Origin of the sequence: Parageobacillus sp. G301, assembly GCF_030268025.1 — a bacterium.
GTDB classification, from domain to species: domain Bacteria; phylum Bacillota; class Bacilli; order Bacillales; family Anoxybacillaceae; genus Parageobacillus_B; species Parageobacillus_B toebii.
Map to the genome: position 1 here is coordinate 38,176 of NZ_BSDB01000004.1, position 24,825 is coordinate 63,000.

Annotated in this window: 22 protein-coding genes, 1 tRNA gene and 1 pseudogene; 5 read left to right on the top strand and 19 right to left on the bottom strand. The window is 40.8% G+C overall.

The window, feature by feature from the left end:
- Positions 1–58: 58 nt before the first annotated feature.
- Entirely contained in the window at positions 59–907 is an 849-nt protein-coding gene (locus tag QSJ37_RS17360; RefSeq protein WP_352177416.1) for an amino acid permease, read from the bottom strand.
- Positions 908–1,614: 707 nt separating this feature from the next.
- Between QSJ37_RS17360 and ltaS the strand changes: the two genes are divergently transcribed.
- A complete protein-coding gene (gene ltaS / locus QSJ37_RS17365; RefSeq protein WP_285756454.1) occupies positions 1,615–3,576 on the top strand; it encodes a lipoteichoic acid synthase in 1,962 nt (653 codons plus the stop codon).
- Between the two features lie 18 nt (positions 3,577–3,594).
- Here ltaS and QSJ37_RS17370 read toward each other — a convergent pair whose 3' ends face one another.
- The 3 genes and pseudogenes from QSJ37_RS17370 to QSJ37_RS17380 all read right to left on the bottom strand — a co-directional run bounded on the left by QSJ37_RS17370 (position 3,595) and on the right by QSJ37_RS17380 (position 6,052).
- Entirely contained in the window at positions 3,595–4,920 is a 1,326-nt protein-coding gene (locus tag QSJ37_RS17370) for a S8 family peptidase (RefSeq protein WP_285756455.1), read from the bottom strand.
- A 135-nt stretch (positions 4,921–5,055) separates the two neighbouring features.
- On the bottom strand, positions 5,056–5,742 hold the full coding sequence (locus tag QSJ37_RS17375; RefSeq protein ID WP_285756456.1) for an N-acetylmuramoyl-L-alanine amidase family protein: 687 nt from the start codon (positions 5,740–5,742) through the stop codon (positions 5,056–5,058).
- A gap of 110 nt (positions 5,743–5,852) precedes the next feature.
- A pseudogene (locus tag QSJ37_RS17380) lies at positions 5,853–6,052 on the bottom strand (DUF3949 domain-containing protein).
- Positions 6,053–6,380: 328 nt separating this feature from the next.
- On the opposite strand from QSJ37_RS17380, the gene QSJ37_RS17385 reads away from it, so the two are divergent.
- A complete protein-coding gene (locus QSJ37_RS17385; protein ID WP_062679282.1) occupies positions 6,381–6,845 on the top strand; it encodes a DinB family protein in 465 nt (154 codons plus the stop codon).
- A 61-nt stretch (positions 6,846–6,906) separates the two neighbouring features.
- Here the strand turns inward: QSJ37_RS17385 and QSJ37_RS17390 are convergent, their stop codons facing one another.
- From QSJ37_RS17390 to QSJ37_RS17415, 6 genes are all read right to left on the bottom strand, one after another.
- Entirely contained in the window at positions 6,907–7,617 is a 711-nt protein-coding gene (locus tag QSJ37_RS17390; RefSeq protein ID WP_285756457.1) for a DsbA family oxidoreductase, read from the bottom strand.
- A gap of 142 nt (positions 7,618–7,759) precedes the next feature.
- On the bottom strand, positions 7,760–8,452 hold the full coding sequence (locus tag QSJ37_RS17395) for a DUF1129 family protein (protein ID WP_285756458.1): 693 nt from the start codon (positions 8,450–8,452) through the stop codon (positions 7,760–7,762).
- Positions 8,449–8,781: a PadR family transcriptional regulator gene (locus QSJ37_RS17400; RefSeq protein ID WP_285756459.1), complete on the bottom strand. Its 333-nt coding sequence runs from the start codon at positions 8,779–8,781 to the stop codon at positions 8,449–8,451. The genes QSJ37_RS17395 and QSJ37_RS17400 overlap by 4 nt, the downstream gene beginning before the upstream one ends.
- A 755-nt stretch (positions 8,782–9,536) precedes the next feature.
- Entirely contained in the window at positions 9,537–10,763 is a 1,227-nt protein-coding gene (locus tag QSJ37_RS17405) for a threonine synthase (RefSeq protein ID WP_285756460.1), read from the bottom strand.
- 458 nt (positions 10,764–11,221) lie between these two features.
- The gene (locus QSJ37_RS17410; protein WP_285756461.1) at positions 11,222–11,671 is read right to left on the bottom strand and encodes an SgcJ/EcaC family oxidoreductase; all 450 of its coding nucleotides are present in this window, start codon (positions 11,669–11,671) and stop codon (positions 11,222–11,224) included.
- Between the two features lie 290 nt (positions 11,672–11,961).
- On the bottom strand, positions 11,962–13,167 hold the full coding sequence (locus tag QSJ37_RS17415) for a trans-sulfuration enzyme family protein (protein WP_285756462.1): 1,206 nt from the start codon (positions 13,165–13,167) through the stop codon (positions 11,962–11,964).
- Between the two features lie 406 nt (positions 13,168–13,573).
- On the opposite strand from QSJ37_RS17415, the gene QSJ37_RS17420 reads away from it, so the two are divergent.
- Entirely contained in the window at positions 13,574–14,029 is a 456-nt protein-coding gene (locus QSJ37_RS17420; RefSeq protein ID WP_285756463.1) for a DUF2269 family protein, read from the top strand.
- A gap of 125 nt (positions 14,030–14,154) precedes the next feature.
- Here QSJ37_RS17420 and QSJ37_RS17425 read toward each other — a convergent pair whose 3' ends face one another.
- On the bottom strand, positions 14,155–14,904 hold the full coding sequence (locus QSJ37_RS17425; protein ID WP_285756464.1) for a MerR family transcriptional regulator: 750 nt from the start codon (positions 14,902–14,904) through the stop codon (positions 14,155–14,157).
- A gap of 608 nt (positions 14,905–15,512) precedes the next feature.
- On the opposite strand from QSJ37_RS17425, the gene QSJ37_RS17430 reads away from it, so the two are divergent.
- Together QSJ37_RS17430 and QSJ37_RS17435 are read left to right on the top strand one after the other, a co-directional pair.
- Complete coding sequence (locus QSJ37_RS17430) at positions 15,513–15,983, top strand: DUF2975 domain-containing protein (RefSeq protein ID WP_285756465.1); 471 nt, start codon at positions 15,513–15,515, stop codon at positions 15,981–15,983.
- Between the two features lie 10 nt (positions 15,984–15,993).
- On the top strand, positions 15,994–16,215 hold the full coding sequence (locus tag QSJ37_RS17435) for a helix-turn-helix domain-containing protein (protein ID WP_181538765.1): 222 nt from the start codon (positions 15,994–15,996) through the stop codon (positions 16,213–16,215).
- A gap of 297 nt (positions 16,216–16,512) precedes the next feature.
- Here the strand turns inward: QSJ37_RS17435 and glmS are convergent, their stop codons facing one another.
- The 8 genes from glmS to QSJ37_RS17475 form a co-directional block, all read right to left on the bottom strand.
- Entirely contained in the window at positions 16,513–18,315 is a 1,803-nt protein-coding gene (gene glmS, locus QSJ37_RS17440) for a glutamine--fructose-6-phosphate transaminase (isomerizing) (RefSeq protein ID WP_285756466.1), read from the bottom strand.
- Positions 18,316–18,791: 476 nt separating this feature from the next.
- The gene (glmM, locus tag QSJ37_RS17445) at positions 18,792–20,138 is read right to left on the bottom strand and encodes a phosphoglucosamine mutase (RefSeq protein WP_285756467.1); all 1,347 of its coding nucleotides are present in this window, start codon (positions 20,136–20,138) and stop codon (positions 18,792–18,794) included.
- Between the two features lie 28 nt (positions 20,139–20,166).
- Entirely contained in the window at positions 20,167–21,402 is a 1,236-nt protein-coding gene (locus QSJ37_RS17450) for a CdaR family protein (RefSeq protein WP_285756469.1), read from the bottom strand.
- Entirely contained in the window at positions 21,395–22,216 is an 822-nt protein-coding gene (gene cdaA, locus QSJ37_RS17455; RefSeq protein WP_285756470.1) for a diadenylate cyclase CdaA, read from the bottom strand. The genes QSJ37_RS17450 and cdaA overlap by 8 nt, the downstream gene beginning before the upstream one ends.
- A gap of 101 nt (positions 22,217–22,317) precedes the next feature.
- On the bottom strand, positions 22,318–22,929 hold the full coding sequence (gene rsiW / locus QSJ37_RS17460; protein WP_285756471.1) for an anti-sigma-W factor RsiW: 612 nt from the start codon (positions 22,927–22,929) through the stop codon (positions 22,318–22,320).
- Positions 22,930–22,942: 13 nt separating this feature from the next.
- Complete coding sequence (gene sigW, locus QSJ37_RS17465) at positions 22,943–23,506, bottom strand: RNA polymerase sigma factor SigW (protein ID WP_285756473.1); 564 nt, start codon at positions 23,504–23,506, stop codon at positions 22,943–22,945.
- A gap of 159 nt (positions 23,507–23,665) precedes the next feature.
- On the bottom strand, positions 23,666–24,568 hold the full coding sequence (rocF, locus tag QSJ37_RS17470) for an arginase (RefSeq protein WP_285756474.1): 903 nt from the start codon (positions 24,566–24,568) through the stop codon (positions 23,666–23,668).
- Between the two features lie 166 nt (positions 24,569–24,734).
- Positions 24,735–24,807: transfer RNA gene (locus QSJ37_RS17475), tRNA-Ala, on the bottom strand.
- Positions 24,808–24,825: the final 18 nt, after the last annotated feature.

Here is a 24,825-nt window from a genome sequence, read left to right on the forward strand (position 1 = left end):
TTTGTTTCATTCGACACATATCGATTTCCAAGGAAATATTTCCGCTTTTATCGACACATTACTCTTTTAAATGATACGGCAACGTCGCAATGACAATATCTTTTTTCATGATAAAGAAAAATCGTAAAATAATCGCGGTTTGGTTATGCAGGAACGCATGCCACCATTTTTTTACGATAAATTGTGGCATTAAGATCGTAACCGGTGAACCGTTTGCTTGTTTTTCCGCCTCGTTAATATAGTCTAATAATGGAGACAAAATCGTCCGATAAGGAGAATAGATCACCTTCAATGGAATATCAGGATAAAATTTTTCCCATTTTGCTCTTAACTTTTGTTCCTCCTCCTCATGGAAAATCACAGAGACCGCCGTAATATCATTTGAAATGCTTCTAGCATACTGTACAGATTGCGCGACCAGTTTGCTTACTCCAGAAATAGGGATAATCACTTTTGGTGTCAACATTTTTTCCCGGCATGCCCACTCTTGCTCGTCGAGTTTTAGCTGTTCTCCTAATTTTTCATAATGATCGTGAATACGATAAAACATCCATACTAACAATGGAATGGCAACAATCACTAGCCAAGCTCCTTGCGTAAATTTTGCAACGACCGTAATAATGGTGACTAGCCCCGTCGCAATCGTTCCTGTCATAACAGTCATTAACGTCGCTGCATTTCGCTTTTCTTTCTCTTTCCATATTTTCTTTAACAATCCGCTTTGTCCAATCGTAAACGAGAGAAACACGCCTACCGCATACAGCGGAATAAGGGAATGCGTTTCACCATGAAAAGCGATAATCAGCACGATCGCCAATATGCTTAGAAGAATAATCCCATTAGAAAATACAAGACGATCGCCGCGAGCTGATAAGCTTCTTGGCAAAAATCGATCATTGGCAATAATGGAATTTTGCTTATTTTATGGCTGCTGTTTTTTCTTTCTCACTCTTTTGCTTATTTTTCGCTTCTCGCTTAACCAATCATCATTTTTTTAGATAACAAAACAAATCATGTTTGCGATGCAATGTGGCCAGCCTAAGGCGATCGGTCCAACTCTTCCTCGCAAATATTGTAATGTTAAATCACCAGCATTCAATGTATTCAATCCAGCTGTTCGCGGTGCTGCGGCCTGATAAAGTCCGCATAGTTGTACATCAAGCATAGAAAAACATACAAGTACGCTCAATTTTTCATTGCTTTATTTTTAATCATAATAAGCAATTCCATTAATAAAATGATTAGAGGGCATGACCATTCCCTTTTATAAATTTACATAAATGATGAAACTATTTGTCTTCCATTTTCGTCTATATAAAATGGAAAGAAATGCTTGGCCATTTTAAACCGATGGGGGAGGGAGAGGTTCACCGCAAGAAAACAAAAAAAGAAGTGGAAATATGATAAAAACATTCCAATTGACTTTATATAAAATAGATATTATGCTACTTGACGTAGAGACTTTTCAATGTAAAATGGTGACATAACGTTTTTTTTGCATGCTGCACGGAACTTTGTGCAGCTGTTGTTCATATATTCATATATTCATATATTCATATATTCGTAGTTATTTGCGCCAGACGTTGGAATAACGAATAAGGAGGCGAAGAGGACGTGAAGAGGATTGGTGGAAAGCTATTAGAAAAATACCGTTCTCTCCCTAATCAATATATTGGTTTTTTTATTTTTACCGTATTTTTATTTTGGATGAAAACATATGTAGCTTATCAAGCTGAATTTAATTTAGGCATTAGCAATTCCTTGCAGGAATTTCTATTATTTATCAACCCAGTTAGTTCGGCAATTTTCTTTTTTGGATTAGCGTTACTCGCGAAAGGGAAACGAACATATACTTGGCTCATTATCATTAATTTCATTTTATCGTTTATTTTATACGCCAATATTGTTTATTATCGTTTCTTTAGCGATTTTATTACGTTGCCGACGCTCACACAAACGAAAAACTTTGGCGATCTTGGCGGAAGCATCTGGGAACTAATAAAGTGGTACGATATTTTCTACTTTTTAGATACGATTATTTTAATTGCTATTGTCGTTTCGAAACGTTTTTCGTTGCCAGCAGTTCCGGTCGGACGTTATAAAAAAAGCATTGTGTTCGCCATTTCTGCTCTCATTTTCAGCGTAAACCTTGCGCTAGCGGAAGCAGACCGTCCACAATTGTTAACAAGAACGTTTGATCGCAACTATATCGTGAAATATTTAGGTGTTTACAACTATTTGATTTATGATGCTGTACAAAGCATGAAATCGTCGACACAGCGTGCTTTTGCGAATAAAAGCGATATCACAACCGTTCTGAACCATGTACAAGCAACATATGCAAAACCAAATCCAAAGTATTTCGGTGTAGCAAAAGGAATGAATGTGATTTACATTCATTTGGAATCATTCCAAAACTTTTTGATTAACTATAAATTACATGGTGAAGAAGTAACGCCGTTTTTAAACTCGCTCGTTCGTGATCCGAATACGTTTTACTTTGATAACTTTTTCCATCAAACAGGTCAAGGGAAAACATCCGATGCTGAGTTTATGCTAGAAAACTCGTTGTTTGGATTGCCGCAAGGAGCCGTGTTTACGACAAAAGGACAAAACACGTACCACGCAGCTCCGGCTATTCTTTCCCAGCACGGGTATACGACAGCGGTATTCCACGGCAACTATAAAACGTTCTGGAATCGCGATGAAATTTATAAATCGTTTGGTTTCGACCATTTCTTTGACGCAAGCTACTATGACATGAGCGATGAAAATGTGCTTAACTACGGGTTAAAGGATAAACCGTTCTTTAGAGAGTCGATTCCGTTGTTAGAATCATTAAAAGAGCCGTTCTATGTAAAATTTATCACGTTATCGAACCACTTCCCTTATCCAATCAGCGAAGAAGAGGCAACAATTGAACCAGCTGAAACGGGAGATGGCTCGGTAGACCGTTATTTCCAAACGGCTCGCTATTTGGATGAGTCATTAAAAGAGTTCTTTGATTATCTCAAAAAATCCGGTTTGTACGACCGTTCCGTCATCATTTTATATGGTGACCATTATGGAATTTCCGAAAATCATAACAAAGCAATGTCACAAGTGTTAGGAAAAGAAATTACACCATTTGAACATGCACAATTGCAGCGAGTGCCTTTATTTATCCGTGTTCCGGGTGTCAAAGGCGGAATTATGCACCAATACGGCGGACAAATTGATTTATTGCCAACAGTTCTTCACCTATTAGGAATCGATACGAAAAACTATGTTCATTTCGGTACAGACTTGTTGTCACCAGAACATCAGGAAATCGTACCATTCCGTAATGGTGACTTTGTCACTCCGACGGTGACAGCAGTAAATGGAAAATATTATGATTCGAAAACGGGCGAACCAATTAAAGAAACTCCGGAAATTAAACGGCTTGAGCAAATCGCCCGTACAAAACTCGATCTTTCGGACAAAGTCGTATACGGAGATTTACTGCGGTTCTACACACCAAAAGGATTCAAACCGGTCGATCCTACAAAATACGATTATAATAATCGTGAAGATAAAGAAAAGGGAAGCGAATAACAGCTTCCCTTTTCTTTTTTATTTTTTCAATAACTCAATCGCCCTTTTCGCATTGACATATCCCGCGCCATATATATTTGGGTCACGATCTTTCCATAAGGCTGCACCTTCTTTTAGCGCACTTTTTATCTCATCTGGCGTTGCATTCGGTTTATATTCGAGCATTAAAGCAACAATGCCAGCGCAGATTGGCGTCGCCATCGATGTTCCTGACATGCTCGTATAGTATTGCCCAATGCGATTTTGCTTTTGATATTTATCGAATGTTGATTTTGGCGCACGTAAAGAAATAATGTTTACTCCTGGAACGACAATATCTGGTTTCCTAACTCCATAATAAGTCGGCCCACGGCTAGAAAATTCCGCAATTTCATCATCTTCTCTTGTCTCTGCTGTATCGCAGTCGTCTAGCGCTCCAACTGTAATAATTTTATCGCTAATTCCAGGGCTTGAAATCGTTTTATATTCCGGCCCCTCGTTTCCAGCTGCAGCACAGACGACTATGCCCCTGTCCCATGCCTCTTCCACTACTTGAACAAGCGGATCGTCATTTTCCGCTGGAAACGGCTGTGATTCCCCACCCAATGACAATGAAATAACATCGATCTTTCTATCTTTATTCGTTTCATTATATTGGATGCACCATTCAATCCCGCGAATAATCGTATCAAGCGTGCCAGCGCCTGTTTTGTCCAACACTTTTACTCCAACCACATTTGCCTCATACGCCGGTCCCGCATACAATCCGGAAGAAACCGAGCCATTCCCTGCTGCGTCCCCCGCGCAATGGGTGCCATGTCCATTATCATCATATGGAGCTGTACGCCCATTGACGAAATCGACAAACTCGACAATCCGTCCTTCTAAATCAGGATGCGGATAAATCCCTGTGTCGACAATCGCAATTGTCACTCCTTTTCCGCTTAACGTTGTTCCGTTCACCGCCACATGTTTCGCATTCGCTGATGGAACAGCGTTATTTAATAGCGCGCTTACTTTTCGGTTTAAGTATACTTTTTTCACATCAGGCCGCTGTAAAATTTGTTCTAACGCTTGCGGAGTCACTTCGGCACTGCACGAAGAGATATAGCGGAATTGATGGTGGATTTTCATGCGGAAGTGTTGTTTTTCAATTTCCTGGAGAGCGAAAATACTATTCTTTTCATGAAAATGAATGATAACCGGAATTTTTTTTGCCTTTTTCATCCATCTTTCTAGCTGCTTATGAATCATACAAGGAGTATACATAAAAGGCTTATACATACTTACCATAAAATAGCGCAAAGGACGGTCTAATTTATGTGTATAATTGCGCGCTAGTTGAACGATAGAATACCCAAACATTCGATCTCCCCCTCTTGTGAAACCTTGATATACTCTATGAAAAAGGAGGAGCTTGGCAACGGCTTGTATCTTGCGACAAACTAATCAAAAAAGCCTATCACACTTAGTAAAGTGCGATAGGCTTGCTATACGAATTTATCTTTTCACTCGTTCCAACTCGATTTTATTAGCCTTTCCTAAATAGTACTCAACTTGTTTCAATACATTTTCTTTTTTCTCATAGGCACCGATTTGCTTTCCATCAACAATGACACGAATCAAATCGTTCGAATCCGACTTTTTCGTTAAATGAAAAGCTTTCTCTAACCCATTCACATGTCCTCTTGCGATCTTTTGAAGAAACGCAGGGTCTTTCAACTTTTCCGCATCTTCCTTTCGATCGACAAATCCGTTTTCCGTAAGTATCGCTGACATGATTGTTTCCCTTAGCACATAAAAGTTTGCTTTCTTTTTCCCACGATCGCGGAATCCTGTCGCTCGTATCACTTCTTCGTGAATGATATCGCGAATCCGCGCTGTTGTTGAATGATCCGAAAGTCCTTCATAAATGTAATCCTCATACCCCGTTCCTCCGCCAGCATTCACATGAATCGATACGTAAACATCGGCGCCCCAGCGGTTCGCTTTAGCCGCCCGCTCGCTTAACGGCACGGCTATATCGCTTGTTCGACTTAATTGCACAGATACGCTTTCATATTCGTTTTGCAATATACGCCGCATCTCCAATGCAATGGACAACGTAATATCTTTCTCTTGCAGTCCGTTTCCAAGTGCGCCTGTATCTTTTCCGCCATGTCCCGGATCAATAAAAATTTTCAGCATATGCTCCTCCCTATCAATTCATCCTAGAACCTCAAGCACAATGTATAGTAATGGAAGACGTAACGGAATTAACATTGAAATAAGTAAGAAAAGCGGTTGCGCCTTTATCTCTATGATCTTCCTTTGTGATGGCAAATATGATACAGTGCATTCGCGACCAATGCAGCAGGGCGATTCAAATGTTTCCTTGTATATGGAAGTGTAGCTGCTCTTTCTCAAACGATATGTTTACATACATTTGCTCTTGTGAAAACTTCAATTTTTTTGTCCGCTCTTTTGCTCCATATAAATATTGAATCAGAACCATCATAAGGAAATACAACAGTGCAATAATGCCGAAAAACCCTCAATGACGATGTCATTCTCATTTTCCCTTTTATTATATTACGAACGGTATTTCCAAAAGTTTCATTCGTTGTTTAATCGATTTTACCGCACTGATGAGTCAAGAACGTGCAAGCAGGGCGACTGGGGGCTTTCGATTGCGAAAGAATTCGTATTGTCCCTCGATGACACGACCGGCATAGAAAGCTCCTCAGGGCAAGGGACGACCTTTATTGTCAAGCCGCCTTACTAACTATATCCTGTCCTTCTTTGATATAATCGAAAGGGAAACAAACCTAAAGGGAGGAATACACATGAGCCGCGCACAGCAATTCGTGCAACACTTTTTATCCCATCGCAATGTCACGGTGGAGTTAATTAATAAAATCGAGGAAAAGCATTATGACTACAAACCGACACCAACGTCGATGTCGGCAAAAGATTTAGCCACTCATATTCTTTTTAGCTTTTATAAATTCGCCAACACCGCAAAACAAGGGGATCCAGCGTTATTTACACAAAAAATCGAGGAAGCGGAGACCAATTTGCAAAAGCTTGCTGAAACATATACAGAAAAAACGAAGCAATTGCTCGAATCCCTTACCGATGAAGATTTCGAGCGCGTTTTAGATCTCACAAACGTATTTGGCGCAAAAATCCCAACAGCGCAATTTTTGCAAATGGCGATGGACCACGAAATCCATCATAAGGGCCAGCTTTTCGTATACGTCCGCGAAATGGGGCATACCGACTTGCCATTGTTTGTCAAACGAGGATAATGAAAAAAACAACCAGGCGTCTCTCTCCAAAGACCGTCTGGTTGTTTTTTCATACGCTTACCTATTCGATTTTGCAGTTGCCGTCCATGCATTGGCCTCCTCCATCCGCTGCCAGCGGCTGCAATGGAGAGTTTGCGTTTTCCTCTTCCCATACTTTTTCAAGCGCCTGCATAAACACTTCGGTCGGCTGTGCGCCGGAAATCGCGTATTTGCGGTTCAGCACAAAGAATGGCACGCCGCGGACGCCGAAACGAGCCGCTTCCGCTTCGTCTTTTCTCACCTCATCAGTATAGCGGTCGCTTTCAAGAACTTGTTTTACTTTATCGCGATCCAGCCCAGCTTCGCCAGCCAACTCGATAAGCACGTCATGGTCGCTAATCAGCTTCGAATCGGTAAAATACGCTTGAAACAGCCGCTCTACCATTTCCCGCAGTTTTCCTTGTTCTTCGGCATATTTGGCAAGACGGTGGGCGTCAAACGTATTCGTCGGCTTCATCGTGTCAAAGCGGAACGTCAGCCCGACGGACTCTGCCTGTCTGCCAATATCAGCATTGACCCTTTTCGCCTCTTCAACTGAAATACCATATTTTTGCGCAATGATTTCGTGAATCGTCATATCATAATGTTTTTTTGCGTTTGGGTCCAGCTCAAAACTGCGGAATATGACTTCGACTTGGTCTTTATGCGGAAACTGCTCAAGCGCTTTTTCCAACCGGCGTTTCCCAATATAGCAAAAAGGACAGACAAAATCAGACCAAACTTCTATTTTCATCGTATATGCACCTCGGTTTAGGCTCTCCGTTGCATAAACAACAAGAAAGCAAAATTTCATGTTTCCACCTTATTGTAGCGAATCGCCATGCCGGTATTCAAATAAATGAACTTGGCATGCATAAAGGAAATGCCGCTCACAACTATTTTGTAATGCGAAACTTCTTATTAAGCAACCATGTCATAGCTAATACAAACAAGCCGAAAAGGATCCGAACCATTCCTCCCGCTTCGATGCGGTAACCAAATTCAGGGACAAGCCTTTCCACTAGGACAAACATACCGATGACAAGGCAAAAAGCAAACAAGACAACCAAAAACTCTTTTACCTTGCTGCCAAAGGTGCTCAAAACATCGCAGAAAACAGATTTTCTAACCGAGAGCATGACGAGAGCAACCACTAACAAAATAACAGCACATTCAATCACAAAAAGGACAAACTCTTTTCCAAGATAGACGGTATCATCCACATCTGTAAACAGCTCTGCTACTAGTTCCACTGCACCTGTCGCCAAGGTAATGAGAGCGAATAATTGGATCATTAAGTAGCCAATAAAAGCATATATATTTCTCTTTTTTTCCTTTGGCAGCTGACCAATCAACTCATCGCAATACGCTTTCGTATCTTTGCCGAATACATCTTCCGCACTTTTGCCATGTTTCTGTGCCTCCAATAAATGATCTAACAATTCCATCAACAATTCTTCGCTTTGCTGTTCCGATAGCAACAAATGGGAACGGATATAAACGAGCATATCCTCATAGTAGTTTCGATTATGTTCATTTAATTGTTTACGCTTTTCATTATTAAGCGCAATCAAATCTTTCGCATTCATGTTACCTCTCCCCCTCGTAAAATCGCCTCTACCGGCGTCCGAATACTCTCCCACTCGGTGATGAAGTCTTGCAGCGCTTTCTCCCCTTTTTCTGTCAGATGATAATATTTCCTCTTCGGACCTGAAGGGGAGTCACGCATTTCTCCCTCAATCAATCCCGCTTTTTGCAGCCGAAGCAAAAGCGGATAAATGGAGCCTTCACTTACGTCATTGAGGCCAAATTGCTGCAGCTTTACTGACAATTCATAGCCGTACACGGATTCTTGTTTAATAATGGCCAAAATGCATCCTTCCAGCACCCCTTTTAACAACTGGCTTCTTAGCGACATGTTTTCCAGCTCCTTATATACCTTGTAATGCAAGATAGTCAGCAAAAGAAAATGTATCTTGCAATGCAAGATACCTACATGTTTATTATATATCCACTTCCATCTGAATTTCAACCAAAATATTCCTTACATTTCAGTGTTGATTTTAGACCACAGACAAAAATAGATCTTGTTCAACGAAACCCCCGTTAGCCAACTATGCCACATTTCATGGCACCACAGATGATGGAAGTTAATTCATTCTTCCATACCGCGTCGCATCATCAGTAAATAAATGATCGTTGAACAAGATAATCAATCACATTTTTTATCAAGACCTAAAATCTAAAAATCCCTAAAAAAATAAAGGTAAGCACATATTAGTCATGTTTAATATGTTTGCTTACCTTTTATTTCACTATATTGCAGCAGAGTCTATTTTTTTATTATGATAACGAATAACTATAACAAAAAACAGAGTAGATATCATAATCGAATAAATAGTAGAAAGCATATCATCTACATTAGTTAAGACGAATAAAGAAGGAAGATTTTCGAATACACTGTTTTCATATGTCAAAAAGATACATAAAAACATATTTTCCAAAAGAAATTAAACAACCTGGATCCTTATGGAATATAGGACTCATGTTGCTTAAATGTGCTTTTTTATTCCTTTCTACTTGACATGAGGCACTTCAAAAGAAGATCACTTTCTTCATTAATACAACATCTAGTTCCATATTACACTACAAACCTTTTCCTGTCCTAAATTTTTAAGAATAATCTTCCCTCTCAGGTAAATGATCACCTGGTTGCAGAATTGGCACCTCGATACTCACGGTATGCGTATATTTCAATCCAATTCCTGTATTAAGAACGACAACCCTTTCTCCCTTGCGAATCCATCCCCTCTCGCGCAGACGACGGGCAGCTAGAAACGCCGCAGCTCCTTCTGGACAAATAAAAGCCCCCTCGAGACTGGCAACGTTTCGTTGCTCATTAATGATAGCATCGTCTTCTACAGCAATCGCGCACCCATCTGTCTTATACAGAGCATCTAATACGAGGAAGTCCCCCAAAGCTTTCGGCACATTAATCCCGAAAGCAACAGTCGAAGAGTTTGGCCAGAATTCCGATACCTGTTTCTTTTCATTCCAGGCTTTTACAATTGGAGCACAATTTTGCGCCTGTACAGCCACCAGCCTTGGCAACTTTCCTTGCACCCATCCAAGATCCTGCAATTCTTTCAGTGCCTTATAAATCCCTATCAGACCGACGCCTCCGCCAGTCGGATATAAAATCACATCAGGGAGTTGCCAAGAGAATTGCTCCGCTATCTCCAATCCCATTGTTTTCTTACCTTCAATACGGTAAGGCTCTTTGAGTGTAGAGGCATCATACAGATTTCGCTCCTGGATTGCTTTGCTAACTATGGCTCCTGCATCGCTGATTAAACCGTTTACCAAGTAAAGATCGGCTCCAGCGATGGCGCATTCGTTCCTTGTAATCGTAGGAGCGTCCACTGGCATTACAACAGTTACTTGAATCCCTGCCCTAGCTGCATAAAGCGACCACGCCGCTCCTGCATTTCCATTCGTCGGCATAGCCAGCTTTTTGACTCCCAGTTCTTTTGCTTTTGATATACCAACAGCTGCCCCTCTTGCTTTAAAGGTTCCTGTCGGAATTACTCCTTCGTCCTTCATATATAACTGCTCGATATCCATGTCTTTACCAAGTCGAGGCATAGGAACAAGCGGCGTCATGCCTTCTCCTAAAGAAACGATATGTTCAGGATTTTCTACGGGTAATAATTCGTGGTACCGCCATAGGTTAGGCTCTCTGCTTGCAATCATTTCAGGCCTTAGATCTGCGCGCAATGCGTCAAGATTGTATGCAACAAGCAGCGGCGAACCGCACTCGCATAGCTGATGCTTTTTATTTGTGCCATATGTTTTTTGACACTTCGGACAGTACAAATGGGATACATAACTGAATGGCATGGTATCCTTTCTCCCTTATTATTAAAATATGTAATATCGTATTGGATTAATATGTTTTTATGTCCGTAATAATATAACCATATTTATCCGCTGTCAATATATGATGTGTGCTTTATTTATCGTATACGAAAAAACATGTTTCGTTTTCTCCCCGTTACGTTAGCGAACGGAATCTTCCCGCCATCCCTTTATGTAGCGCATATCAACACCTTTGTTTTATCGGGTTTTTCTGCTGACATTCTAACTTCCAACTCCTCACATCACATTCAAAAAGAAGTGCAATAGCGTAAACTTATAATACCTAGTGGATCCTTCTCTGTAAACATCCCTTTAGAACCTAAAACACACTAAACCCTAGGCCATAATTACCTGGGGTTTAAAATAAATTATTGAATTTTTACCTAGCAAGAGATAAAAATAGGTGTTTATCCCACAAACGTGCTCGATTACGGCAAGACTCACTTAAGCAACTGCCTTAATTCCTCTGTCATTTGCTCGACCAACTCGGGTCTTCCATGAAACTGAGCAGGGGTATTCTGAAAAAGCTCGATCCGCCAGCCCTCTTCGCTCTTGACTGCGACAAGTGTATGATGTGCGTTGAATTTTGGATCGATGTCCGAGTGTCCAGGTGGCACCATTCCTGCTATAGCGCGTAAAATGGCAATGTCAGAACCGAGAAAACGCACATCTTTCACTTTGCTCACATATGGGGGAGTAGGATGACTTTCAAAGATCGGTTGAAGATGAGAAAAAATCTCCTCCCGTCCAATCGCCTGGCTTCCGTCAAACCCGATCATCTCGCCCTTCTCTGTAAACTGCTCGGCCATTGCAACGGCATTTCGGTTATTCCATCCATCTAACAGCTTTTGATAGAGTGCGATGACTTCATTGGATGCAGAAGATGTCACAATAATTCCTCCTTGAAAAGTTTAACTAAGATACCATTCATTTTTTAAAAAATCCTTTCTTTTATTCATAGCAGCCAATTTAAACGAATCACCTCCATTCAAGCCAATTCTTGAACATTGCTCTTCAACTAAATGGCCCATTTGTGGATAAGATGTTAGTCTAGAAATTGGATACGCCATCCTTCTCTACTTGATGCGATGGTTCTTATAGAACATACGTTTCGTTTCTATGGATCAAAAACCTCCCTCCTTTTCTTCATTTTGAGGAGGGAGGCTTTCTGGGAAAAATGTTAAACTACCTGCAGAGCCTGCCATACATCCGCTTTCAGGTCCTCGATGTGTTCGATGCCGACCGAGAATCTCACGAAATTGGACGGAATCCCAGCTGTCTTCATCTGCTCCTCGGTCATTACTCCTTCCCACATCGCCGCTGTATGTACCACAAGGGAATCGATCCCTCCCAGACTCACCGCATTAGGCGGTAGTTTCAATGCGGAAACGAACCGCTGAGTTTCTTCATAACCCCCTTTAATGGCAAAGGCAATAACCGCTCCGAACCCTTTCATCTGCCGTTTTGCCAATTCGTGTTGCGGATGGCTAGGAAGGCCAGGATAATACACACGCTCTACTTGCGGCTGCTCCTCCAAAAACTTTGCCAATGCTAAGGCGTTGGCATTAATGCGTTCCATCCGTATCGGAAGCGTGCGCAGACCGCGCAATAATAGCCATGCATCCATTGGTGAGAGGACGGAGCCGATGGAAATATGCGTATGCCAAATACGCTCGGCTAACTCCTCGCTGGTGCAGATGACACCAGCTGTCAAATCATGGTGTCCACCCAAATATTTTGTCGCGCTATGAATAACGATATCAACGCCTAGATCGTGAGGACGCTGATTGATCGGAGACGCGAAGGTGTTATCAGCCACGACGATAATTCCATGCGGGCGCGCCAACTCCACCACAGCAGCTAAATCGGTCAACACCAAAGTCGGATTAGCTGGCGTTTCTACCATGATAAGCTTTGTGTTAGGCCGTATCGCTTCCGCAAAGGCGTTGATGTCCGCTTGTTCGACCAGAGTCACTTCCACACCAAATCGCGGCAACATTTCATCCATGATCTTGGCGGTGCTCATATAATGCCGCGTCTGTGCAATCACATGATCCCCTGCGCTGACCAAAGCCAAAATGGTCGTAGCAATTGCCCCCATCCCAGAGCCAGTTACCATTGCAGTTTCTGTACCTTCCAGTTCAGCCATAATCTTCGTTACACGCTCATGCACTGGATTGCCGTAACGCGTGTAATATCGAGGATGACGGGGTGTTCCCGCCATTTTCGCAAATTCACTGGAATTATGCGCACGAAACGTAGCTGTGTAATAAATTGCCGGAGCTATCGTCCCATCATTAGTTACCCAGTCATCGCCATGTACAACTAAAGTTTCGGTTCGTAGTCCTTCAAGATTCATCTCTTCACGATGATCACGTTTGTTCATCTATTCTCTCTCCTTTACTTTTCTAGATAAGCGGCGCCGGTCTATTATTGGGCCTATATGGATCTACTTTACAATTAACATAACCTTCATTTATTTCAGAATTTAATAGATATTATATAATTTTTCTTAAAAAAAAGTAAACCCATCGTTATAGATGTATTAAGTCAAGAGGGCGTGTGATATTCTCCCTTTCTCCTTTTTGTTTGCCATTGTGTTTTATTGCCAGTATCACCATCTACTTAAGCAAAAACTTATTTTGCGGTATAAGCAGCGAAAGCAGAGCAATCCCCTGCTTTTGTTCACATTATTTTCTTGTTTTGTATGAAATATCACTGCGTTATATAAGAATAAATGGTGTATGATAAGGTAGAAAGCGTAACTTGCCTCAACAGAGAGGAGGATTCTCATGACATCACTTTATAAAATTCTTGTTTTTATACATATTTTTTCAGCGATATTAGGTATGGGACCGGGTTTTATTTTAATGCATGTCGTAAAACCCGCGAAAACAATGACGCAACTTAAATATGCTTACGCAATTAGACGGCAGCTGCATACGTTCACTATGATCGGAGGTACACTTTTACTTATTACAGGTTTGTTAATGGGATTTTTAAATAGAAGCTTATTTCAGATGGGCTGGTATGTGACAAGCCTTGTTCTCTTCTTAATTGCACTCGCGATGGGGCCGATTGTATTAGCGCCTAAATCAAGACCAATAAAACATTTGTTAGAAACTTATAAAGGAGAAGACATACCAGAGGAATATACGCGTTTATCCAATCAGCTTTTTCGTTATGAGCGCATAGAAAACGGTATTTTTTTAATCATTATTGCACTTATGATTCTAAAACCATTTTGAGCATGTGGTGATATGCAGAAAAATTCATAAATAGCCTTTTTCCTTCATCCGTCTATTTAGCAAAACCCGGACTCTCAAATTACCAGTCTGAACAAAAGCGGGGCATTGCCCTGCTTTTGTTCACATCATTTTTTGTTTTTATCCGCAAAGACTACCATGGCGTCGCGCATAAATTTCGCCAGGCCTTCTCCAAATTGGTCGATGTTTTTGGTAAAGCGTGCATCATCCACGTACATTTGCCCTAATCCTTTGAACGCTTCAAGCGAGTAATTGCCGAAGTTATTGTTCAAAAAATCATACCATTCTTTAATTGCCGCTTGCGCCTCTTCTGATTCAGGCGAGCCATGGCGAAGGGCTGCAAGTTTTTGATAGATCGAATTCATTGCTTTAACCATAGCTTCTTGTTCATCTTTAGACATGCTTTCGATCTTAGCGTTTGCTTTGTCGACCGCTTCATCTCCCCAGAGTTTACGGGCTTCTTGTTCATATGGATTATGACGAAAATCAAAACCTTCAAATTTCTCTTTGTTTGTCATTTGAATTTCTCCTTTCATGTGCTGAATGGTCTTATCAATCGTCGCAATCATTTTATCGAGCCGCCTGCGTTTCTCCAGCAGCATTTTCCGCTGCAGCACCAACGCCTCATATCGGTCAAACGAAGGATTATTGATAATTTCTTTGATCTTTTTTAAAGGGAAGCCAAGCTCTTTGAAAAATAAAATTTGTTGCAATTTCTCAAGATCAGCATCTGTATAAAGGCGGTAACCAGCTTCGGTTGTCTTCTCTGGGGTTAATAGCCCGATTTCATCATAATAATGCAGTGTGCGCACACTAATGCCAACTAAATCTGCCACTTCTTTCACTCTCATTGCCATCGTTTTGGCCCCCCTTCACCATTCACTATAAAGTATCACGCAACGTGAGAGTCAACATGCGTTTTGAAAAATAAACGTATAAAAATTGTATAAAGTTAAGGGGTGCGGCTGATAATATAATCGCAAACAGGCTTAGGTTTTATGGTAATGGCTTTATTAGGAGTAACCATTGGCAACACGGGTGGCGGTATATTAGACTTCTTAATCTTCGGTATACTACAAGGATTCTCGATAAAGTGGTATCTTGTTCCTATTGTAGGTACTGTATAGTTTTCTATCACTAAAGGAATACTTGAGACGATGCTTACCCGATGGGTAGGCTTTTTTTGTAGAATAGTCAAATAAACAGAAAAGGATGCCTAATCGACGGAATAACCAAAATCGAAGAGACTAACAGCACAAAGGTAAGCAAAAGAGTTTCATTTTATTCTCCTCGCATGTTGGAAATAAATAAAACTTAATAATATATTAAATTCCTTTTTTGGAATGGTTTAATCATATTATGTATATTCGTTTACACAAAAATATCGTAAAAGGATAAAAATATATTGTAAAACGATAAATTGTGTATTAAAATCAGATTGACAAAATAAGCGGAGGTGCTATATATGAAACCAGAAACTCTCTTTTTAAAGATAGTTGTTTGTCTCATTGGAATTACGGTACTTGCTATGTTTATATTTGTGTCGCCTTTTATAGCAAATGAATTAGCAAAAGGGTTGGAATGGTTGTTAGTTTTGTTTGTAATAGATTTGTATGCATCGGCAATACCGTTTTTCGTTGCATTGTATCATACTTTAAGACTTTTAAGCTATATTGATAAGAACATTGCTTTCTCGGAATTATCTGTTAGGTCTTTAAAGTATATAAAATACTGTGCATTCACATTCAGTATGTTGTATGTGTCAGCCTTGCCAATGTTCTATCGCTGCGCGAAGGATGAGGATGCGCCAGGTGTCATGTTATTTGGATTGGTCATTATTCTTGCTTCAATTGTGATTGCAGTCTTTGCTTCTATTCTTCAAAAGCTATTAAAAAATGCCATCGATATAAAATCAGAAAATGATTTAACGATCTGAGGTGAAAACAATGGCGATTATAATCAATCTTGATGTGATGCTGGCTAAAAGGAAAATGAGCCTTACAGAACTTTCGGAGAGGGTTGGAATAACGATGGCTAATCTTTCTATATTAAAAAATGGAAAAGCAAAAGCGATTCGATTATCAACTTTAGATGCGATTTGTAAGGCTTTAGAATGTCAGCCTGGAGATATTTTAGAATACAAAAGTGACGAAGACAGTCAGGGATAATACCCAATCTTCAACTAACGCGGGTTAATTGAACAAGACCAGCACTATAAAGTTAAAACGCTTGGGGTTTTTTGAAATTCCCCAAGCGTTTTTATGTTTTAATTGTATTGTTATTCTGTTATTTTAGTTGTTATTTGATGTGTCATTTACACTGTTATTTAGCTTTTTCTCCACATTATCAGAACTACTTAGGCATAAACCTATGCCAACACCTTTTCCCAGTTACCATTATTATTTTCTAGTTGCCAACTTTATTTTTCGCGAACAACAACAGATGTGTGTTTTTTGCCTTTTATTTTATTCGACCGTCACGCTCTTTGCTAAGTTGCGCGGTTTGTCGACATCGCAACCGCGGTGCAGTGCCGCGTAGTAGGCGATGAGCTGCAACGGCACGACGGAAACGAGCGGTGTAAGCATTGGATGAACCGCTGGAATGATGTAACGGTCTTCGTCTGTTTCCAAGCCTCTCATCGAAATGATGCAAGGGTTGGCGCCGCGGGCAACAACTTCTTTAACGTTGCCGCGAATGCTTAAGTTGACGTGTTCTTGTGTCGCCAAGGCGATTACTGGGGTGCCGTTTTCGATAAGAGCGATCGTACCGTGCTTCAATTCTCCGCCAGCGAATCCTTCTGCTTGAATGTAAGAAATCTCTTTTAATTTTAACGCGCCTTCCAAGCATACATAATAGTCAACGGTGCGGCCGATGAAGAAACAGTTGCGCGTTGTTGATAAATACTCGAGAGCGATTTTTTCCATTTCTTCTTTCGCATCGCACAACATTTCCATTACGTTGGCGATAATACCAAGCTCTTTTTTCAAGTCAAAGTCAAGCGCAATGCCTTTTGCTTTCGCCGCAGCTGTCGCTAAAATCGCAAGCACAGCGATTTGGGCCGTATATGCTTTTGTTGATGCAACAGCGATTTCCGGGCCGGCATGAAGCAATAACGTATAATCCGCCTCACGGGAAAGAGTAGAACCTGGTACGTTCGTAATCGTAATCGCTTTGTAGCCAAGTTCTTTCGTTTGGACAAGCACCGCACGGCTGTCCGCCGTTTCCCCGCTTTGAGAAATGTAAATGAATAGCGGTCTTTCAGACAACAGCGGCATATTGTACGAAAACTCGCTTGCAACATGTACTTCGACAGGGATTTTCGCCCATTTCTCGATCAATTGTTTTCCGACTAACCCCGCGTGATAACTTGTACCACAAGCGATAATATATAAACGATCCGCATTGATAACTTCTTTGACTATTTCTGGATCAATCGTAAGCTGACCATTTTCGTCTTGATATTTTTGAATAATGCGGCGCATGACAAACGGTTGTTCATCTATTTCTTTTAACATGTAATGCGGATATGTTCCTTTCTCAATATCGCTTGCGTCTAGTTCCGCTGTATATGGAGCGCGCTCAATAATGTCACCGTTCAAGTTTTTAATTGTAATGCTTTCTCTTGTCACAATGACCATTTCTTTATCCATAAGCTCGACAAATTGTTTTGTCACTTGCAGCATCGCCATCGCGTCGCTCGACACAACATTGAAACCATTGCCGAGTCCGACAAGCAACGGGCTTTTATTTTTTGCGACATAAATAACTTCTTGATTTTCCGCATCAATCATTGCGATGGCATAAGAACCTTTCAACAATGTTAATGTTTTGCGGAACGCTTCTTCGACAGAAAGACCGTCGTTTACAAATTTTTCAACAAGCTGCACGATAATTTCCGTATCCGTATCACTCTTTAGCGTCACATCTTGTAAATACTCCTGTTTTAAAAGCGCATAGTTTTCAATAACCCCATTGTGCACTAATGTAAAGCGGCCAGAAGCGCTTTGGTGCGGATGCGCGTTGGTGCGGCTCGGAGCACCGTGTGTTGCCCAGCGTGTATGGCCGATTCCAAGAGTAGCACTTACGCTCGGATCAACGACATTCCGTAAATCGGCAATCCGTCCTTTTTCTTTAAAAAGGTGAATTCCTTCATCATTTAGTACCGCAATGCCTGCAGAGTCATACCCGCGGTACTCCAATTTTTCTAATCCGCGCAGTAAAATTTCTTTTACGTCCTGTTGACCGATGTAACCGACAATTCCACACATAGATCCGTATCCTCCTTAATATTCAGGAAGACTGTCGCACAAAGGAATTCCTCTATATTTTCTTGTCAAGGAACGTTGTCAGGTGTCTGACCCCTTTTGCGCGGACAGACTCCCCATTCCGTATTTTTGCGATTATGTCCTTCCCTTTGTCCAAAGAGTCACCTCTTTGTTTTAAGAAAGGACTTGCGGTTGTAATCGCAGCAACCGGGAGGCATCCGCCGAAACCTCGATAAACCTCCTCCTCGTCAACTAAGCGTTTTTCCGTCCACGCTTAGTCCAGGCGCTTTGAAAAATAAATTTAAAAAATAAATAATAAATAAAACCTCTACCCACCTTTCTTTTTTAAAATAATAACAAAATAATATTACAGTACATCTCTAGAAGCGTCAACTGTTAGAATTACTTCATAAAATAATCTATGCATAAATGGAATAGAATGTTCCATTTATGCATAGATTGGTTATGAGCGTTTTATTTTATTCGACTCCCATTTCTTCGCGAACGACAGAGGCGATCCGTTCGACATAATTCCGGCATGCTTCTTCCGTCGGCGCTTCTGCCATCACACGTACAACCGGCTCCGTTCCAGACGGACGAACAAGAACCCGGCCGTTTCCGTTCATTTCTGCTTCCACTTCTTGAATAACAGCTTTTACTTTTTCATTTTCCATTACTTTATGCTTATCCGCCACTTTTATGTTTACCAGCTGTTGCGGATATTTTTTCATTTCACTGGCAAGCTCAGAAAGCGTTTTTTCTTTGACTCTCATAATGTTCACAAGCTGCAATGCCGTTAGTAATCCATCTCCTGTTGTATTGTAATCGAGGAAAATAATATGCCCTGACTGTTCTCCGCCTAAGTTATAGCCATTTTTTCTCATTTCTTCTACGACATAACGGTCGCCAACGGCTGTTTGTACACTTTGAATTCCTTGCGCCTCAAGCGCTTTGTAAAATCCGAGATTGCTCATCACAGTGGAAACGACGGTTTGATGTTTAAGACGACCAGTTTCTTTTAAATACTTCGCGCAAATGTACATAATTTGGTCGCCATCCACGATATTTCCGTATTCATCTACCGCAATCAAGCGATCCCCGTCGCCGTCAAAGGCAAGTCCAACATCTGCTCCTTTTTCTTTCACAAACGCCGCTAATGCTTCTGGATGTGTCGAGCCAACTCCTTCGTTAATGTTAAGACCGTTCGGTGATGCCCCCATTGTAACAACATCCGCCTCCAAATCGGCGAATAAATGGGTAGCAAGAGATGAAGTGGCTCCATGCGCGCAATCGAGCGCAATTTTCAATCCGGCAAAATCTTCGTCAATGGTTTGTTTTAAATACTGCAAATACTTTTGACCACCTTCAAAATAATCGTTCACTTGTCCTAATGCTTTTCCTATCGGTCTTGGCAACATATCTTCTGGGCTATCAATCAACGCTTCAATTTCTTGTTCTTGTTCATCGGAAAGTTTAAAGCCGTCTGGACCAAAAAACTTGATTCCATTATCTTGAACAGGGTTATGTGATGCGGAAATCATAATTCCCGCTTGCGCTCCCAACGCTTTTGTCAAGTAAGCAACACCTGGTGTAGAAATCACACCGAGGCGCATCACTTCCGCCCCGATAGAAAGCAGCCCAGCAACAAGCGCTCCTTCAAGCATATGACCAGAAATACGCGTATCACGACCAATTAATACTTTTGGCCGTTCTTCGCTTTTTGTTAATACATAACCGCCGCAGCGGCCTATTTTAAATGCCAGTTCCGGCGTCAACTCACGATTCGCTACCCCGCGAACACCATCAGTGCCAAAATATTTACCCATTATACACTCTCTCCTTACGCAAATGAAATTATCGTTCATTAATTTTAATTTTTACTTTTTCTTTTGGTAATTGCCATTTGATATTTTGTGGACCATTTAATTCCGCTTTTACTTCATGTTCACCAACGCCTAAATCACTAACGTCTATATATAATTGAATATCGTCTTTTGTTATATCGCTTAATACATTTGGTGCCCCATAAAGCTGAACATCCATCGCCCCTTCTTGCGGATCTACAAAATCAACCGTATATTGATCTCCTAATCCTACTACATGAATCGGTACATCTTTTAATGTTTTCGATTCTTCTTTTTGTACATCAATGACTATTTTTATTTTAGAAGGATCCACACTTTTTACTCCTTCAGGCAACGGAACATTCACTTCCAATGTCTTGTCTTCTGTAATTTCATCTAAATGAATCGTAATACCATCAATAAATTCAATGGAATTGATTTTTTCTTTTGAGCCAAAAATAGTTACTTGATTTGGGATGGTTTCTATTTTTACTATACTTAATCCTTTTCGCAGTGATCCTGTCCGATTAATTTTCAGTGGAACCGTTTTGCTTGGGCTTTTAATCGGAACGGTTACTTCTACTACGGAAGGCTGGACATCTGCATTAAGTACGTTGCCTCTTTTGTCATAAACGGTTACGCTCGATTCCTCTGTTACGGTATCTGTTGCCCTATCTAAATCAATTCTAGCTTTTACCGATGATATACTTTCAATTAATTCTTTGGCACCCGTAATGGTAACGGCGTTTGGTTTGACAATCGGCTTTTCAATCAAATAGCCTTCGGGCACTTTATTTTTATTGATCAAATCAACCCCGACAGAGAAATTTTTAGAAACTTTTTCTTGAATCGTTACTTTTGCGACTGAAGGGTGGATGTTGACCTTTAGTTTATCAGATATATCTTTATATTTGATTGGAACGGTATACGTTCCTAATGGTAAATTCGTTAAGTCGATATACACTTCAAAATTACGCTGTAAAGCAGTCGGCTTAACAATACTTGCGGGCCCTTGCAAAGTGACATTCACATATTTCGGAATACCGGAGACAACTAAATTTTCCTCATCATAATAAACCACTACAGGAACATTTGTCATTGTTTCCGTATCCTCTTGTCCTACCGTATTGCGGGTAATCACTCCCGATTTTGTTTCTTTCTCAATATTCGCCGACATATAAAGCATAATCGCTAACAGTAAAGAAAATATTTTAATAAACCAATGATTGTTCATTAACTTATCCATGTTTCTTCCCCCTCCATTGCCAACGGGATGAGGAAGTCGCCTTTGTGGATGGCACTAGCTCCTTTGTAAGCAACTCCCGAAACTGCTCCGGGGTTAAATCTCTGTGTAGCTCCCCGTTTTTTGTGACCGATACCGCACCGGTTTCTTCTGATACAACAACCGTTATGCTATCTGTCACTTCACTAATTCCTAATGCAGCGCGATGCCGAGTCCCAAGCTCTTTCGAAATAAAAGGGCTTTCTGAAAGCGGCAGGTAACAGGCCGCTGCTGCAACATTGTTTTTTTGAATAATAACAGCCCCGTCGTGCAACGGAGTATTAGGGATAAAAATATTAATTAATAGTTCAGAGGAAACACGGGCATTCAAAATAATGCCTGTTTCAATATAATCTCCCATTCCTGTTTCCCGTTCAATGGAAATTAACGCACCTATTCTCCGTTTTGCCATATATTCCGTCGCTTTAATAATCGCTTCAACCATTTTTACTTGTTCTTCGTCCTCATTCGAGCTGCTTCGAGAAAACAGCTTTCCCCGCCCTATTTGCTCAAGCGCACGCCGCAATTCCGGCTGGAAGATAATAATAATAGCGAGAAACCCCCATGTGATTGCTCGATCCATTAACCATTGCAACGTGTTAAGACCGAGAAAGTTACTAACAATATGCACTAGTATAATAAGAATAATTCCTTTTAGAAGCTGGACTGCCTTCGTCCCGCGAATCATCATAATTAATTTATATATAACATACCAAACAACAAGAATATCGACGGCCTTGCCTAAATAACTTAAAATCGGGAGCTCTCCGAAAGGCATTTTCACACTTCCTTTATCATTCTAATTCAAACATAATTTTATTGAAACAACTCTTCTATTATAACATATCATATAAAAAAGCCATCAAAAAAGATGGCTCTCTATTCGAACGCTTCCACCGCATCCTTGATTCGTTCCTTAATATTATACCAAATCCACTCAAATACTTGGTTAATTTCTTCAATTTCTCCTGTTACTTGTCCTGCAGAAGCTAAATATTTTTCTCCATGAATCACGGTGACATTGCCCTCGACTTTCCCTTCTATCTTTATAGAACCGTTGCGAACGACAATATCTCCTTGAACGACTTCTCCTTTCGGAACGATGACAGTATGACCGCGAATAATGACATTTTCATGCGTGGAAACAGAAAATTGTTCCTGTGCGTTCCAGGTGGTAAATAGACTGCCTATCGTCAACATCATAAATAACGATGCAGCGGTAATAAACGGATGGGTTTGCAGCCACCTTCTAACACGAATCATCTTTCTTTCTTTCGGTAGCTGTGCCATCACACGGGCCGTAAAATCCGAAGGAGGGGCGAGATGGGACGCATGCTGAATGAACGCGACTGTTTTCTTTAGTCCATTAAAATGATCAGCGCATGCTGAACATTGCTGCAAATGCTCCCTTAATATTTTTTCATCATGCGGCCCAATATCACCATCTAAAAAATCATGCATAAGGTTTACAATGTTATGCGGACATTTCATGTTCTTCACCCTCTCATAAATGACCCAAATGCTTTCGCAACGCTTCTCTGCCACGGTGAAGTCTCGTTTTTACCGTGCCGAGCGGCAAGTCTAAAATTTCGCTAATCTCCTGTAATGATAGCCCTTCTATATACTTCAATACAATAACACTACGATATTTTTCTGGAAGTTGTTCAATTGCTTTCTGTACTGTTTCCTGTAGCTCCAAACTTTCTAATGTTTCTTCCGGAGAGGCTTCGTTAGAGGAAAGCTGTGAATACATCGTAAGCCCATCAGTGCCGCTTATCTCTTCGTCCAAATAGGCATCCGGTTTTTTCTTCCGAATCTTATCAATCGCCAAATTGGCGGCAATTCGGTAAAGCCACGAGGAAAACTTCATATTTGGATTATACGTATGAATATTAACATAAGCGCGGATAAACGCTTCTTGCGCAGTATCTTCCGCCTCATGGCGATTTCCTAGCATACGATAACATAAACGGTATATTTTATCTTTATAAAGGTCTACAATATCAGCATAGGCATTTTGATCGCCTTTTTTGACCGCTTTTATACGTTTTTTCACAAATATCTCCATAATAATACGTACCCCCGCTCACTGCGGCTACAGTGTATTACGTTCACAAGTAAAAATAGTTTCATGCAAACATGCACCATTTATTTTATCATATCTTCCTGATCTTTCCTAAGCAAAATAAAAACAGCAGATTCTGTAAAATCTGCTGTTTTTACACTGTTACACCAGCTTTTCTCCAAAAAGGGACCCCATCAATCCTACAGCAACGGAAGCAGTCTTATTGCGCTCATCTAAAATCGGATTCACCTCTACAAATTCCGCTGATGTAATTAGTTTTGCCTCTGCGAGCATTTCCATTGCCAAATGGCTTTCACGATAAGTAAGACCACCGATAACTGGCGTACCCACTCCCGGTGCATCGTTCGGATCAAGTCCGTCTAAATCAAGTGATAAATGCACTCCATCCGTTCGTTCTTTTAAATATGCAATCGTTTCTTCCATTACTGTCGTCATGCCGAGACGATCTATTTCATGCATCGTATATACTTTAATCCCTTTTTCACGGATTAACTGCTTTTCCCCTTCGTCCAGAGAGCGAATACCAATAAGAACAATGTTTTCAGGTTTCACTTTTGGACTATAACCGCCGATATTCGTCAAATATGGATGTCCTAAACCAAGACTCACAGCCAGCGGCATGCCATGAATGTTTCCGGATGGAGAGGTTTCTGGCGTATTTAAATCACCATGGGCGTCATACCAAATAACTCCTAAATTCTTATAATGCTTCGCAATACCAGCTAATGTACCAATGGCAATGCTATGATCACCGCCCAACACGAGAGGGAAACGCCCCCTTTTGATCACTTCGTCCACTGTTTTTGCTAATTTTTCATTCGCTTCTGCAACCGCTTTCAAATTTCGTAAGTTGGGCTGTAATCCTTCATCATCAGGATGTTCTGTTTTTCCAATTGGAATATCGCCTAGATCTTCAATTTCATAATGAAGACGTTCTAACCTCTCGATTACCCCTGCATAACGCATGGCACTCGGCCCCATATCTACACCACGACGTGTCTGACCTAAATCCATCGGTACACCAATAATCGATACCGTCTTCATGTTTCCCTCTCCTTCCCATTGTGCTACTTCAATTGTAGACAAAAATATCATATTGACTCAACTCGACAGTTTTTTGAATATTTATTCTTATAAAAAAAGAACAGTCTGCAATCACAATAAACAAAAAATCCCACTTCGTTTTTTCCGAAGTGGGATGTTATATCAATGGAGCCTATCGGGATCGAACCGATGACCTCCTGCGTGCAAAGCAGGCGCTCTCCCAGCTGAGCTAAGGCCCCAAACTATCTTGTTGTAAA